The sequence below is a fragment of the Thermogemmatispora sp. genome (assembly GCF_019683635.1).
Lineage (GTDB): Bacteria > Chloroflexota > Ktedonobacteria > Ktedonobacterales > Ktedonobacteraceae > Thermogemmatispora.
The window spans coordinates 1-13,790 of sequence record NZ_JADGIA010000140.1 but is presented as its reverse complement, the minus strand read 5'-3'; the positions used below and the strand labels follow the sequence as shown (position 1 = coordinate 13,790).

Here is a 13,790-nt window from a genome sequence, read left to right as displayed (position 1 = left end):
ACAAAGGCCAGATTGACCGCGTTAAGCATGAGTTCTATCGACATAAAGATAATGAGCGGATTGCGCCGCACCAGAACGCCAATGGTGCCAATGGTGAAGAGCAATGCGCTCACAATCAGATACCAGGATACCGGTATCGTTGTCATCGTTGTCAGCCTCCTCGCCGCGCCGCGCCTTCTTCTCTTCTCATCAGGCCTTCCGCCCAAGGACCAGGGCCCCCAGGATCGCTACGACGATGACCAGGCTGGTCACCTCGAAGGCGAAGGAGAAGCCATGAAAGAGCGCCTGGCCGAAGGCTTGAATATTGCCCTGCTGAGCCACAACCTGCGAGAGCGCCTCGGAGCCATGCGCGCGCGCCGCCTCATTGAGCGGCGTCCCGCTGAGCAGCAGATAGCTCAGCGCCCCCACCAGGACCAGGCCCAGCACCGCCGCCACTCCCCGCTGCCAGGGCAGCCGGTCCTGCAGGTCGGGGTCGCGCGGATCGGCGGCCAGCATCGTCACCACGAAGAGGAAGAGCACCATGATGGCGCCGGCATAAATCAAGATCTGCACAATAGCGATAAACATGGCCCCGAGCTGCAGATAGAACATGGCCAGAAAGAGCAGAGTTAAAATCAGGCTCAGGGCACTGTAGACCGCGTTGCGGAAGAGAATCACGCCCAGGGCCGAGGCCACGCTCGCCACGGCCAGCACAAAAAAGGAGATGATCAGCGCAGGTCCGCTCATGCTCGCCTGTCCTCCTCCTCGTGCAAGAACTTGCGCCGATCTTCGTCCTGCTCCTCGTTACACAGCAGCACCTCCGGGTCCGTCTGGGCATCGCCCAGGCCCACCGCCGCCGCGCTGGCCTGCAATCCATCAAAGACATGGGTCTGCTGCGGCACCGGCTGCGGAGCCTCCTCCGCCGGCGGTGGGGGATCAAACCAGTAGGCCGCTGAGCCAACTGTCGCCTGCCCCGGCGGCTCCAGCAGCTGCTCCTTGTGGTAAACCATGTCCTCGGGATAGTAGGCCGCCAGCTTGTACTCACGCTCCAGGGTGATAGCCCCTGTCGGACAGGCAGCCTCGCAGTAGCCACAGAAGATACAGCGCAGCAGGTTAACGTCAAACACCTTAGCGTAGCGCTCGCCAGGCGAGACACGATGCTCTTCGGTGTTCTCTTCAGCCTCGATATAGATGGCATCGGCGGGACAGGCGCCCGCGCAGAGGAAGCAGCCGACACAACGCTCCAGCCCGTTCGGATAGCGGTGCAAGACATGGCGCCCGCGAAAGCGCGGCGGCAGCTCGCGCTCTTGCTCCGGGAAGGAGACCGTGGTCGGCTTACGCCCCATATTTTTAAGGGTGGTGGCTAACCCTTTGAGAATATCTAGCGACATGATTTCTCTCGCTGCCTCCGTGAGACGTGTTTGCCTCGTCTCTTCACTCTCTCACTCTCGCTCGCAGGTTTCGAAGGAGCTGCCAGACTCCTCTCTCCTGCCTCTTTCTGCCCGTCATGCCCCTCTTCACGCCTGGCAGCTCCCGAACCCCTCTCTGCTCTTCTACTGTATTAGCGGGTTGGCCTGCTGCTCGCCACTTCAGACCTGGACGCGGCCATCCTGCAGCAGGGCCTGTTGCCTCTCAACGCCCGCCACTGCGGCCTCACCGCCATTAACCAGCCCCAGCTCAGGCTCGATCGACTTCACCAGGCGCACCGAAGGCGGCAACAGCTCAGCTCCGGTTCTGCTGATGGCAAAGCGCGTCTGGCGACTGCGCAGCCAGGTGATAGCCAGCACAGCCACGATGATCGCCAGGCCGATCAGGCCATTGACCCACCACGGCAGGCCCAGAGCCACACAGGCTGCGGTCACCACCGCGTTCAGGACCGCCAGCGGTAGCAGGAACTGCCAGCCCAGGCGCATCAAGCGGTCGTAGCGAATGCGCGGCAGCGTGGCGCGCAGCCAGATAAAGAGGAAGAGGAAAAAGGCCACCTTGACCGCGAAGATCACGATCGAAAGCCCCGGAATGCGCTCCAGTCCGAAGAAGCTCCAGCCGCCAAAGAAGAGGGTTGTCGCCACCGAGCTGACCGTGATCATATTGATATACTCGGCCATCTGATAGAGGCTCCAGCGCAGGCCGCTATACTCTGTCAGGTAGCCAGCGGTCAACTCCTGCTCGGCCTCTGGCAGATCGAACGGCGCGCGGTTGACCTCAGCCACGGCGGCAATGATGTAGATCAGGAAGCCAAGGGGCTGAGCCACAATGAACCAGATACCCTGACCCTGCAGCGTCTGCTGCTGGACAATACTGACCATGCTCAGCGTGCCGGCCCACATCAGTGTACCACTGAGGGCAAGCCCCAGGCTGGTCTCATAGGAGATCATCTGAGCAGCGCTGCGCAGCGAGCCGAGCAGCGAATAGCGGTTGCCCGAGGACCAGCCGCCGAGGACGATACCGTAGACCGCCAGCGACGAGATCGAGAGAATCCAGAGCAGACCGACATTGATATCGCCAACCCACGGGTCCCAGATGCTCGGGTGGCCTGGCGTCCAGCTATTGCCGATCGGCACCACGGCGAAAGCGCTGAGGGCCACCACGACCGAGATCACCGGCGCGATCAGATAGATGGCTTTGTGGGCCTGGGCCGGGATGATCTGCTCCTTGAAGGCCATCTTGATAGCGTCGGCCAGCGGCTGCAGGGCGCCAAAGGGGCCGGCGCGATTCGGTCCCAGGCGCCCCTGAATGCGGGCTACCACGCGCCGCTCGATCCACGTCATGTAGGCGAAGATCGTTAACAGGATGACGATCAGAATGGCGCTCTTGACGAGCGAGGCGATCACAAGCAGCCAGGTATTCTCAGGCATGGGCCACCTCCACTTCGCCCGTGCGCACGCCCTGCAGGCCCAGGCCCTCCCAGGTCAGACCCTGGTAGAGCGGATGCCGGGCGGCAATCTCCAGGAGCACATCCTCTGGCCCCTCGTAGCTCCAGGGATGGCCAAGCAGAGCCGCCAGATCCATCAGGATCTCCCAGTCGGCCCGCGCTCCCGGCAGAGGTCGCAAAGCCCGGCGAATGGCCTGCACATGATGGTCGACGTTGGTCATGCTGCCGTCCTTCTCGGCGTAGGTCAGGGCCGGCAGAACCACATCGGCCTGCTGAGCCGTCTCGGTCAGCAGGATCTCCTGAACGACGATGAACTCCTTGCCCCGGCGCAGATTGCCATCGGCCAGATGGCGCGCCGGATTGGCTCCCATGATGTAGAGGGCCTTGACCGCCTCGCTGGTGAGCATCTCCTGATAGCTCAGACCCGCCGGCGAGGCCGGGCGATAGCCAGGCAGACTATCGGGCAGCAGGCCCATGTCGCGCGCCCCCAGCGAATTGGCATCTTCGAAGAGCGGCCCCACACCGGCGCCAGGCCGGTCGATGTTGCCGGTGATCACCGCCAGGGCTTGCAGATCAGGAGCCAGGTTAGCGCAGCCAGGAGCCAGGGTGGCCATCTCGTCGTAGAGGATGAGGGCCGCCGGGGCCGTCGCGATCTCGCGCGCCAGCTCGCGCAGGGCAGCGGTCGTCTCGGCGCCACAAAGGGCCTCGGCCTGCCGCGTCTCCTGGGGCGTTCCCAGAACGCGCGCCCGCACTTCCTCGCGCGGGTTGCGCAGATTCTCCTGGCGCAGAGCGGCCTCCAGCAGCAGGCGCGCCGCCGCTCCCGCTCCGTGCTGCGGCAGACGAATGACCCGCGTCGCCAGGCGATCCAGCTCGGTCGGGCCTTCGTTAACAACGTAAATTCTGGCTCCGGCCTTGAGGGCCTTCTTGATGCGCAGGTTCAGAATGGGCTGGCGCTCGTAGGGATCGGAGGCCACGAGCACAATATGCGAGGCTCGTTCAAAGTCGGCGATGGCCGTCGTCAGCATCCAGGGACGCCCGGTGAGCGGATCGCGCAGACCCGGGAAGAAGCCATGATGATGATCGACGTTGGGCGTGCCCAGGGCCTCGCGCAGCAGCTTCTGGAAGAGATAGGCCTCCTCGTTAGTGGTGCGTGTCGAGCCGATGCCGCCGATCGCACTCGCCCCATAGCGCTCCTTGACGGAGCGCAGTCGCTCAGCGATCAATCCCAGGGCCTCGCCCCAGCCTGCCGGCTCCAGGGTGCCACCCGGCTGCCGACGCACCAGCGGCGTGCGCAAACGCTGCACATCGTTGACATAATCGAAGTCCCAGCGCCCGCGGTCGCACAGCCAGCCATCGTCAATGTCATCGTTGCAGCGCGACATCTGGCGCATGATCTTGTCAACACGCACATCGATGCGCACGTTGCAGCCCACGCTGCAGTTATTGCAGACACTGGGGATGCGCTTCAGCTCCCAGGGGCGGGCCTTAAAGCGATACTTCGCCGAGGTCAGGGCGCCGACCGGACAGATCTCCACAGTGTTGCCCGAGAAGATCGAATCGAAGGCCTCACCCGGGGCCGTGCCAACCTCCATGCGATAGCCCCGGTTGATCATGACCAGCCCGTTATCCATCGAGATCTCGGAGCAGAAGCGCGTGCAGCGCTGGCAGAGAATGCAGCGCTCGCGATCAAGCAGCACGCGATCGCTGACCGGAATCGGCTTCGGATAATGACGCTTGCGCAGATCGAAGCGCGTCGCCCCCGGACCGTGGCGCAGGGTGAAATCCTGCAGATCGCACTCGCCGCCCTTATCGCAGATCGGGCAGTCCAGCGGGTGGTTGATCAGCAGAAACTCCAGCGTACCACGACGCGCCTTGAGCACCTTCTCCGTCTTCGTATGGACGACCATGCCCTCGCTGACCGGCGTCGTGCAGGCCGTCTGCGGGGGCTTAGGCATCTTCTCGATCTCGACAAAGCACATGCGACAGGCGCCGAGGGGGGGCATCTTGGGATGATAACAATAGATAGGGATCTCGATGCCCGCCTGCTTCGCCGCCGCCCAGACCAGCGTCCCGGGGGGTACGGCCACCGGGATACCATCGATGGTCAGATGGACAAGTCCGTCGTTTTTTGCCTCTTCAGCCATAGCTTTTTCTATCCTTCACGCAGGAACGCCGCCTACAAGCCACTGCCAGCCACGCCAGCCTAGAGCGCGGCAGCAGCCGGCTTGCGCGCCTTCGGTCCTACCATGCAGCATCCCTCGCGCACGTGATATTCGTACTCCTCGCGGAACAGCTTGATACTGCTCGTGATCGAAGAGGTCGCCGCATCGCCCAGCGGGCAGAACGACTTGCCGCTGATGTTATCGCAAATATCCAGCAAGAGATCGATATCGCTCATTTTACCGTGGCCGTGCTCAATGCGCTCCAGCAGCTGCACCAGCCAATAGGTGCCCTCGCGGCAGGGCGTGCATTTTCCGCAGGACTCATCGCGATAGAACTCGGTCATGCGCAGGACGGCATCGACGATGCAGGTATCCTCATGCATCACAATGACGCCGCCGGAGCCGAGCATCGAGCCGGCTGCGGCCACCGACTCAAAGTCCAGGGGAGTATCGACCTTATCGGCCCCCAGGATGAAGGTTGAGGAGCCGCCGGGGATGACCGCCTTGAGCTTCTTGTCGCCGAGGATACCTCCGCCGTACTGCTCGTCGTAGATCAGGGTGCGGAGCGGCGTCCCCAGGGGCAGCTCATAGTTGCCCGGCTTCTTGACATGGCCGCTCAGGCAGAAGATGCGCGTCCCCTTGCTCTTCTCTGTACCGAAGGAGGCGTACCAGTCGGCCCCGTTGCGCACAATGGCGGGCACCGTCGAGAGGGTCTCACAGTTATTGATCACCGTTGGCCCGCCGTAGAGGCCGACCGCCGCCGGGAAGGGCGGCTTGAGACGAGGATAGCCGCGGCGCCCCTCCAGCGACTCCATTAGCGCGCTCTCCTCGCCGCAGATATAGGCCCCGGCTCCGCGGTGGACGATCACGTCCAGGCTATAGCCGCTGCCCAGGATATTCTTGCCGATGTAGCCGGCGGCATAAGCTTCATCGACCGCCCGCTGCACCTGGCGGGCAGCGTAGGCCAGCTCGCCGCGCACATAGATAAAGGCCGTCGAGACACGGCAGGCGTAGCTGGTAAGAATGACCCCCTCGACCAGCTGATGGGGATTCTTCTCCATCAGCATGCGATCCTTGAAGGTGCCTGGCTCGCTTTCATCGCAGTTGCAGCAGAGATAACGCGGCTCGTTCTTGGCCAGAAAGCCCCACTTCATGCCGGTTGGGAAACCAGCTCCGCCGCGTCCACGCAGACCAGACTTCTTGACTAGCTCAACGATCTCCTCGGGCTGGTACTCGCGCAGCGCCTTCTCCAGGGCTTCATAGCCACCGTACTGGCGGTAGACGTCGAGGCGATCGATACCAGGTACATCGAGATGTTTCGTGATAATCAGCTCTGGCATAGCACGCTTCTTTCACTCCAGCACAACATAGACCAGCACGTCCGTCAGCAGCCGCCGGCGCCTGCTGGGCTCCGACCCTGGCTCTGGCCCTCAGTCTGAAACTCAGCTTCCCACTGATCCACCAGGCGATCGACCAGCTCGGGCGTTAGATTCTCGACGAACTCATCATTGACCTGGAGCACCGGGGCCGTGCCACAGGAGGCCAGGCACTCCGTCGTCAACAGGGTATAGCGGCCATCGGGACTGGTCTCGCCTCGCTTGATACCCAGGCGGCGCTCTAGCTGCTCGATCAGCGCGTCGCAGCCGCGCAGGTAGCATGAAATGCTATTGCAGACCTTGATTACCTTCTTGCCGGGCGGGCGCTGATAGTACATCGTATAGAAGGTCGCGACGCTCTCGACATCGTCGACCGTCATATTCAAGGCTTCCGCCACTGCCTCCAGGGCCGCGCGCGAGACGTAGCCTTCCTCGGCCTGCGCAATGTAGAGCGCCGGCATCACGGCGGAGCGGGCCACCGGATAGCGAGCTGCCAGCTCGCGCATGCGCTGCTTCGCCTGTTCTGAAATCATCGATCAACCTCACCGAGCACAATATCGATGCTCCCGATGGCAGCCACCACGTCCGAGAGCAGGTTTCCCTGAATCATCTTTGGCAGCGCCTGCAGATTCGCAAAGGAAGGCGCGCGCACATGCATACGGTAGGGTCGGGCCGAACCATCGCTGACGATAAAGAAACCCAGCTCGCCCTTGGGCGACTCTGTGCGCACATAGACCTCGCCGGCGGGCGGACGATAGCCCTCGGTGTAGAGCTTGAAGTGATGGATCAGCGCCTCCATGCTGCCGGTGATTTGCCACTTGGGCGGCGGCGCCACCTTCGGATTGGCCACGCGATAGCGACCGGGCGGCATGCCCTCCAGGGCCTGATTGACAATGCGCAGGCTCTGCTCCATCTCCAGCATGCGCACCATGTAGCGGTCGTAAACGTCGCCATTGCTGCCGACCGGGATCTCAAAGTCGAACTGCTCGTAGCCGCTGTAGGGGAAGGCTTTGCGGATGTCCCAGGCAATGCCGCTGCCGCGCAGGGTTGGGCCGCTAGTGGCATAGGCGATGGCATCTTCCTTGCTCAAGATTGCCACCCCTTTGGTGCGCTCCAGCCAGAGCGGGTTATTGGTCAGCAGGTCGTGATACTCGGCCAGACGATCGGGGAAGACGCGCGTGAAGGCACGGACCTTCTCGTCGAAGCCGCGCGGCAAATCGGCCTGCAGGCCGCCAGGGCAGATATAGCTGGTCATCATGCGCACGCCCGAGACATACTCAAAGACATCCAGGATCAGCTCGCGCTCACGGAAGCAGTAGAGGAAGACACTCATCGCTCCCAGGTCGAGCGCACTTGTGCCCAGCCAGACCAGGTGGCTGGCGATGCGCTGCAGCTCGGCCAGCAGTACGCGCGCATATTTAATTTTATCGGTGATTTCGTCCTCGATCCCCAGCAACTTCTCCACCGCCAGCGAATAGCCCAGGTTATTGCACAGCGGGGCCAGATAGTCCATGCGATCTGTCAGCACCAGGGCCTGATGGTAGGACTTCGACTCGGCGGTCTTCTCGATGCCGGTATGCAAATAGCCAATATCCGGCTCGGCCTTGACCACCGTTTCGCCCTCGATAGTCAGCAGCAGGCGGAGCACACCGTGAGTACTCGGGTGCTGCGGCCCCATGTTGATGGTCATGGTATCCTGGCGCTGACCGCTCTCGGTTACCTGGCCTTCTTCGATGGTATAGCGCGTTTCTAGCTCTTGTTGCATAAGCAAGCCCTCATCGCTGCATGTCAGCCGTTGCACTTCTGAAGCGAGCGGATCAACCAGCAAAAGCACGCCCAGTTCCTGCCCTGCTTGCACTGCCCCAGCCAGCTCAGGCCCTGCCAGAGAGCGGGGCAGCGCTCGCTCTCTGCCGCTCTCGTCGCTGGCACAGCTCTGGCCGACCAGAGCCGTCGTTATCCTTCTGCATCTTTACGTGTTGTTCGTCCCCTCTCCTGCCTGTGCGCTCGCGCTGACGGAGGCCCCGACGCTGCACTGCACAGCAGCCCACCCCTCGATCGTCTCTGCGCTTGGTAAGCAGCGCACAGAGACCAAACTGACAGAGAGAGAGCGAGCCGAAGCAGGTCAGGCCCGTTCCTGTGCGCATTCAGCAGGCAAGAAGGCAAGCAGACTACAGCTTCCACGCCCATACGATTCCCGTAGCTGATGGGCGGGAAGCCAGCGTTGTTGCTCCCTCTTCTTCCTTACTATTCATCCATCCATCCATCCATTCCCACGTCCGGCGGACGGAGGAAGAGCAGACCGGCCAGGCAGGCGGAGCAGCAGAGCAGATCAGGCGAAAGCAGCCGGTAAAGTGCTCACGCTCGCGGGGTACCCGGCTCTGGGTTCGTAGTAAAGGCGCTGCGACTCTCGTTCAGCTCGCGGCCCTGGGGGGTACGGAGGGTCTGGCGGCCAACGCCGGGGTCCACGTCGTAGGGAACCTGACCGCCCCAGTGTGGTTCAGGCAGATCGAAGCCGGTCAGCGGATAGTCCTTGCGCAACGGGTGAGTGGTCCAGTTGCTCGGCATCAGAATGCGGCGCAGGTCGGGATGATGAGTAAAGATGATGCCAAACAGATCATAGACCTCGCGCTCATACCAGTTCGCCGCCGGCCAGACACCGGTCACCGATGGCACCTGGGGATGCTCCTCGCGCTTGCCACCCACGCGCACCTTGAGCGCGAGCGTGCTGCGCCGCGGCAGCGAGAGCAACTGATACACCACATCGTAGCGGGGCACGCGCTCCAGCCAGTCGACAGCGGTGATTGTTGAGAGAAAGCTATACTGATGGTGCCGCTTAAGATAGTCACAGACAGCGACCAGGTGCTCGGTGGCCAGGACAACCGTCAGCTCACCACGGTGCTCGACGGTCTCCACCACCGCCTGGGGGAAACGCTCGCGTAGGGCTGCTACGGCAGCCTCGGCAAATGTATCCATGATCGTTCTTTCTTTCGCCTCGCTTTCCCCGCGCTGCACCCATTCTCCCGCTCCACCCGCTCGGCGCGCCTTGCTCTCTTCCTCGCCCTCCCGGCTCCGAGCTGACAGGCGAGGAGCGAGCGAAGAGCGAACCAGGGAGGAGCGGTCTCCCTCTCTCAGCCTGGCCGCTCCTCGGTGGGACCAAGCAGCTTCAGGCCGCTCTCCTTGAGCGGGTCGGGAGGATTCGGGATGCCTTCGCGAATCTTACGCTGCAGCTCGTTGAAGCCATAGAGCAGCATATCGGGCGTGGGCGGGCAGCCCGGGATGTAGACATCGACCGGGACAATCTTATCCACACCCTGGACGATAGCATAGTTGTTGAAGACGCCGCCGCAGGAAGCACAGGCCCCCATCGCAATCACCCACTTGGGTTCGGGCATCTGATCGTAGATCTGGCGCAGCACAGGGGCCATCTTGATCGAGCAGCGGCCCGCGACGATCATCAGGTCGGCCTGGCGCGGCGAGGCTCGATAGACCTCGGCCCCAAAACGCGCAATGTCAAAGCGGTCGGCGCTGGTGGCCATCATCTCGATGGCGCAGCAGGCCAGCCCGAAAAGCGCCGGCCACAGCGATGAGCTTCGCCCCCACTCGATAAGCTTGCTGACCTGCGTCGTCAAGATGCCAAATTCGCCAGTGCGCATCGGCAACTGGCGCGGACGACGCGGCGTCTGCGTGTTGGAAAAGGTCTGTACCGGTTCCCAGGGATTGGTTATTCCCATGTGAATGCCCCTTTTCGCCAGACGTAAATGTAGCCGATCATCAGGATCACGAAGAAGATGAGCAGCTCGATCAGGCCCAGCGTCTTCAGCTGATCCTTTAAGAGGACGGCCAGGGGATACAATGAGACAATTTCAATATCAAAGGCAATAAAAAGCATCCCTGTCAGCAGATATTTGACAGGAAAGCGCCGCTTCGGCGCCTGAATCTCCTGTATGCCACATTCATAGGGCGCCAGCTTCTCCGGTGTCGGCTTCTTCGGCCCCAGAATAGCCGTAGCCACCATGACCAGCAGGCCAAAGAGAAGCGCCAGCGCCACCATGAGAAAAATGGGGAGAGGATCGCCCATCGTGGATATCCTTTATTTTCGGTAAATACTCTGCGCGTTGCCACGGGTACCGGCGCTGGTACCTGGTGTCATTTATACACTACTTCAGTTTGTATGGTAGCACAGCATGTCCAGGCTGTCAAACACCTGGACTAGTGCTAGCCGGCCCGCTGCGCCGCGCCCGCCGCCACTTCTCCTCACTGCTATGATGACAGAAGGAACAATAAGTGAATGGAAAGACTTTTCCTCTCTCGGTCGAGAACAAAGGGAGACAAGGAGAGGCGACGGAGAAGAGAAAAAAAGTGGGACCGCGGTGAGGCCGCCGCCAGGCTGCGACGGTCCCCCACGGCCCCAGCTCTGGATACAGGAGGGACGTGTGTTAGCTGTTTGTCTGGCCTTACTTTTCGATGGGCACGCCGATCAGGCTCCCCCACTCGGTCCAGGAGCCATCATAGTTGCGCACGTTGGGATAGCCCAGCAGGTAGCGTAGAGCAAACCAGGTATGGCTGCTGCGCTCGCCAATGCGGCAGTAGGCAATTACTTCTTTGTCTCCGGTGATGCCCTGGCCCTCGTAGATGGCGCGTAGCTCATCCGCCGACTTGAAGGTTCCGTCCTCGCGCACGGCGCTGGCCCAGGGGACGTTTTTGGCGCCCGGAATGTGTCCACCGCGCTGGGCCCCTTCCTGCGGCAGGTTGGGCGGCGCCAGCAGCTCGCCCTTGTATTCACCCGGCGAACGCACGTCAACCAGGGCCACCTGGCTGTTCCCCAGTTTGCTCAGGACTTCGTCGCGAAACGCTCGAACTTCGCGGTGTGGCTCCTCGGCCCGGTACTCAGTACGCGGGTAGCTCGGCACCTCGGTGGTCAGAGGGCGCTTGTCAGCTACCCACTTGGCTCGCCCTCCATCAAGGAGTCGCACATCTTGGTGCCCGTAGTATTTGAGCAGCCAGAAAGCCCAGGCGGCAAACCAGTTGTTGTTGTCTCCGTACAGAACAACAGTGGTGTCATTGCTGACCCCCGACCGGCTGAGTAGCTCCTCCAGCTGCTCCTTGCTGATGGGAGCACGAACAACCTGGTCCTGTAGCTCCTTCTGCCAGTTGAAGCCAATGGCTCCAGGAATATGACCCTGCTCATAAGCGCTGGTGTCAACATCCACTTCAATGAGGCGTACTTTGGGATCGTTGAGATGCGCCTCAACCCAGTCAGCATCTACCAGCACTTCTGGATGGGCATAGCCTTTGTTTTCTGCCATCAATCTCCTCCATGTTGCTGCCTGAAATATTTTTGATTTTGTTGAGCGACATACTCAACAAAGTCTCTTCTCTTATTAGTAACGGTCGAGGTGGCCTGTTTTATTCCAATCAATAGGGCAATCTGTTGCTACTCGGGGAGGAAGAACTGACGGCTAGCGACTACTAGCAACTACAAGCAGCTGTCGGGAGAGCAGTGGGCAGGGCGAGGGCGATCCTGACCAGTGCGGGCTGCGGGCGGGAGAGGAGTGAGGCCGCCGGCGCCGCTCCTCTCCTCACAGGTTAATAGTGAGCGTGCCCTATTTGTCAGGTGAGCAGCACTTTGACGAGAGTGCCTGTGGCGATCGAGCCATCGGCCTGGCTCGGCATGGAGAGCATGAGCAGGCCCTCCTGGGCCCCAGCACTGAAGTCAGTCGTGTAGGTGAGGTTAGTCGAGAAGCTCGTGGAGCCATTACCGCTGGCGCCACGCACCTGGGCCTGACCTACCTGGTTATAGAGATGATCAAGCAGGCGTAAGCTACCAATGACGCCCTCAAAGGCGTTGCCTCTCCCCGTAACGGTCGTGGGGCTGTGCAGCCGGGCCAGGGCGGCAGGGGCGCTGATGGAGAGCGTGGGGCTGCTGACCTCGGTCACTTCCCAGATGCCCCCGTTGGTGTTGGACTCCAGCCGGCTCATGCTGACGCGGATGGTGCTGCCACCAGGGTGGGGACTCTTGACCTCGACGACAGCGTTGAGATCGTGCTGGCCGCCGCCACTAATGAGGTGGGCCGACGCATCCGCTCCCCAGTTGAAGAAGGCGGATGAGGCCGCCAGAGCCTGCGCCACTTTGACAGCGTCAAGCTTCCAGGGGTCATGCCCCTGATTGACCGCAGCCTGATCCTCTTCGGCCTGATAGCGCGTCAGATCGGGGAAGAAGCCCGGAAAGGCGATTTGGACCAGGGTTTGCTGAGCATCAGACCATTTGAATTCTCGGAAGAGGTCACGCTGGTAGTTGCCCGGGCTGCGTCCCCGGTTGAGGGCCGAGTTCTGGTCGACTTCGGCGGTGAGCACAGTATTGTAGCCACTGATGACCGCATCGCCGTCATAGAGATTGAGCAGTTCCCAAATCTGCTGCGGGTTGGGGTTGGTGATGCCAGTGTAGACGTGGACATCAACGGCGTGCCCTCCCTGATGGGCAACGGTGACCAGGGCTTGCAGCTGCGGTGTACCCATGAGGTTGCCACATTGGACGCGCGCAACGCTGGTGACACCGGCAACGGCGTGGACAATGCCACTCCAGTAGGCGGGCGACTGGACTGCTGTGGGACAGGGACGGGGACCAAGGAGGACCACCGGCGAGGCTGTGGGGGTCTCTCCCCCGGTTGCCGGGGTCCCGGTTCCAGCGGTCGGCGTGGCCTGACTCCCTCCACCAAAAGGAGAGGCGCAAGCCGCCAGACTGAGACAGAACAATAGCACAATGATGCTAAAGGCTGTGCTGCGATGGCAATGAGGCCAGGGCGATTGCTTCGGATCTCTGGGCTGCTTGGGCAGATGAAAGCGCTTCAGCATGGGCTTTCTCCTCGTGTAGGGGACTGCGCTCGTCCCCACTGCAGGATTAGCATAACATGGCTCGACAAGAACAGCTGTGAGATAGCTCATATGAGCCATGTGAAGCCCTGCAAAACCGAAACCGCAGCCTGCCTCTGCTGACCAGCCGCCCCACTGGCTGCTCCTCCTCGCTTTTACTCTCTCCTGACTCTCTTACCCGGTACCTTTCTCCCAACACCAGCCCCCCACTGAATTACAGCCAAAACATCCCTCCATAATAGGTTGGGAAGTTCTCGCTCAGTGAGCCACTGAAGCCAGAACAGCAGAGCCGTGACTACACTAATAAAAAGGTCGCTGCTCACCCTTTTGTTCATCATCGAACTGCCGCGCTAAAACGCACTGTAAAAAACCCTCCGTCTGCTATAGGATTCCCCCATCCAAGTACTAGTTGTCATTCTCATGTGGCAATTTAGTATTCACAATGTGAATAGCATTGTCATCAGGATGATGAACATGATGTCAGACTAGAACACATGTTTGCGACATCATGTCTCCTGTATTCATTCTTAT

At 61.2% G+C, this 13,790-nt stretch carries 12 protein-coding genes and 1 pseudogene; all 13 read right to left on the bottom strand.

Annotated elements, in window-relative coordinates:
• Window positions 1-146 (bottom strand): NADH-quinone oxidoreductase subunit NuoK (gene nuoK, locus IRZ31_RS14880; RefSeq protein WP_297154992.1); only part of this gene is annotated, 146 nt, incomplete at its 3' end.
• Between the two features lie 43 nt (window positions 147-189).
• A complete protein-coding gene (locus IRZ31_RS14875) occupies window positions 190-726 on the bottom strand; it encodes an NADH-quinone oxidoreductase subunit J (RefSeq protein WP_112431690.1) in 537 nt (178 codons plus the stop codon).
• Window positions 723-1,376: pseudogene (nuoI, locus tag IRZ31_RS14870) on the bottom strand (NADH-quinone oxidoreductase subunit NuoI); the annotation flags it as partial. The gene IRZ31_RS14875 and the pseudogene nuoI, both read right to left, overlap by 4 nt.
• A gap of 192 nt (window positions 1,377-1,568) precedes the next feature.
• Window positions 1,569-2,834 carry an NADH-quinone oxidoreductase subunit NuoH gene (nuoH, locus tag IRZ31_RS14865; RefSeq protein WP_297154988.1) on the bottom strand — a complete coding sequence of 422 codons (1,266 nt, stop codon included), beginning with the start codon at window positions 2,832-2,834 and terminating at the stop codon, window positions 1,569-1,571.
• Window positions 2,827-4,995 carry an NADH-quinone oxidoreductase subunit NuoG gene (gene nuoG, locus IRZ31_RS14860; protein WP_297154986.1) on the bottom strand — a complete coding sequence of 723 codons (2,169 nt, stop codon included), beginning with the start codon at window positions 4,993-4,995 and terminating at the stop codon, window positions 2,827-2,829. Before nuoG ends, nuoH begins: the two co-directional genes overlap by 8 nt.
• A gap of 59 nt (window positions 4,996-5,054) precedes the next feature.
• Complete coding sequence (nuoF, locus tag IRZ31_RS14855; RefSeq protein ID WP_297154984.1) at window positions 5,055-6,353, bottom strand: NADH-quinone oxidoreductase subunit NuoF; 1,299 nt, start codon at window positions 6,351-6,353, stop codon at window positions 5,055-5,057.
• Between the two features lie 44 nt (window positions 6,354-6,397).
• Window positions 6,398-6,922 carry an NADH-quinone oxidoreductase subunit NuoE gene (gene nuoE, locus IRZ31_RS14850; RefSeq protein WP_297154982.1) on the bottom strand — a complete coding sequence of 175 codons (525 nt, stop codon included), beginning with the start codon at window positions 6,920-6,922 and terminating at the stop codon, window positions 6,398-6,400.
• Window positions 6,919-8,079 carry an NADH dehydrogenase (quinone) subunit D gene (gene nuoD, locus IRZ31_RS14845; RefSeq protein ID WP_363325671.1) on the bottom strand — a complete coding sequence of 387 codons (1,161 nt, stop codon included), beginning with the start codon at window positions 8,077-8,079 and terminating at the stop codon, window positions 6,919-6,921. Before nuoD ends, nuoE begins: the two co-directional genes overlap by 4 nt.
• A gap of 665 nt (window positions 8,080-8,744) precedes the next feature.
• Window positions 8,745-9,362, bottom strand: coding sequence for an NADH-quinone oxidoreductase subunit C (locus tag IRZ31_RS14840; RefSeq protein ID WP_297154978.1), 618 nt, complete (start codon window positions 9,360-9,362; stop codon window positions 8,745-8,747).
• Window positions 9,363-9,517: 155 nt separating this feature from the next.
• Window positions 9,518-10,120, bottom strand: a complete 603-nt coding sequence (locus IRZ31_RS14835) for an NADH-quinone oxidoreductase subunit B (protein ID WP_112431677.1) — start codon at window positions 10,118-10,120, stop codon at window positions 9,518-9,520.
• Window positions 10,111-10,467 carry an NADH-quinone oxidoreductase subunit A gene (ndhC, locus tag IRZ31_RS14830; protein WP_297154976.1) on the bottom strand — a complete coding sequence of 119 codons (357 nt, stop codon included), beginning with the start codon at window positions 10,465-10,467 and terminating at the stop codon, window positions 10,111-10,113. Before ndhC ends, IRZ31_RS14835 begins: the two co-directional genes overlap by 10 nt.
• A 376-nt stretch (window positions 10,468-10,843) precedes the next feature.
• On the bottom strand, window positions 10,844-11,695 hold the full coding sequence (locus IRZ31_RS14825; protein ID WP_069803269.1) for a sulfurtransferase: 852 nt from the start codon (window positions 11,693-11,695) through the stop codon (window positions 10,844-10,846).
• A 304-nt stretch (window positions 11,696-11,999) separates the two neighbouring features.
• Entirely contained in the window at window positions 12,000-13,241 is a 1,242-nt protein-coding gene (locus IRZ31_RS14820) for a Gmad2 immunoglobulin-like domain-containing protein (protein ID WP_297154974.1), read from the bottom strand.
• Between the last annotated feature and the right edge of the window lie 549 nt (window positions 13,242-13,790).

Bases quoted from the DNA above. Each gene is read 5' to 3' on its own strand.
- ndhC (WP_297154976.1), bottom strand. From the start codon at position 10,467: ATGGGCGATCCTCTCCCCATTTTTCTCATGGTGGCGCTGGCGCTTCTC.
- IRZ31_RS14825 (WP_069803269.1), bottom strand. From the start codon at position 11,695: ATGGCAGAAAACAAAGGCTATGCCCATCCAGAAGTGCTGGTAGATGCT.
- nuoE (WP_297154982.1), bottom strand. From the start codon at position 6,922: ATGATTTCAGAACAGGCGAAGCAGCGCATGCGCGAGCTGGCAGCTCGC.
- nuoG (WP_297154986.1), bottom strand. From the start codon at position 4,995: ATGGCTGAAGAGGCAAAAAACGACGGACTTGTCCATCTGACCATCGAT.
- IRZ31_RS14875 (WP_112431690.1), bottom strand. From the start codon at position 726: ATGAGCGGACCTGCGCTGATCATCTCCTTTTTTGTGCTGGCCGTGGCG.
- nuoH (WP_297154988.1), bottom strand. From the start codon at position 2,834: ATGCCTGAGAATACCTGGCTGCTTGTGATCGCCTCGCTCGTCAAGAGC.
- nuoD (WP_363325671.1), bottom strand. From the start codon at position 8,079: ATGACCATCAACATGGGGCCGCAGCACCCGAGTACTCACGGTGTGCTC.
- IRZ31_RS14820 (WP_297154974.1), bottom strand. From the start codon at position 13,241: ATGCTGAAGCGCTTTCATCTGCCCAAGCAGCCCAGAGATCCGAAGCAA.
- IRZ31_RS14840 (WP_297154978.1), bottom strand. From the start codon at position 9,362: ATGGATACATTTGCCGAGGCTGCCGTAGCAGCCCTACGCGAGCGTTTC.
- nuoF (WP_297154984.1), bottom strand. From the start codon at position 6,353: ATGCCAGAGCTGATTATCACGAAACATCTCGATGTACCTGGTATCGAT.
- IRZ31_RS14835 (WP_112431677.1), bottom strand. From the start codon at position 10,120: ATGGGAATAACCAATCCCTGGGAACCGGTACAGACCTTTTCCAACACG.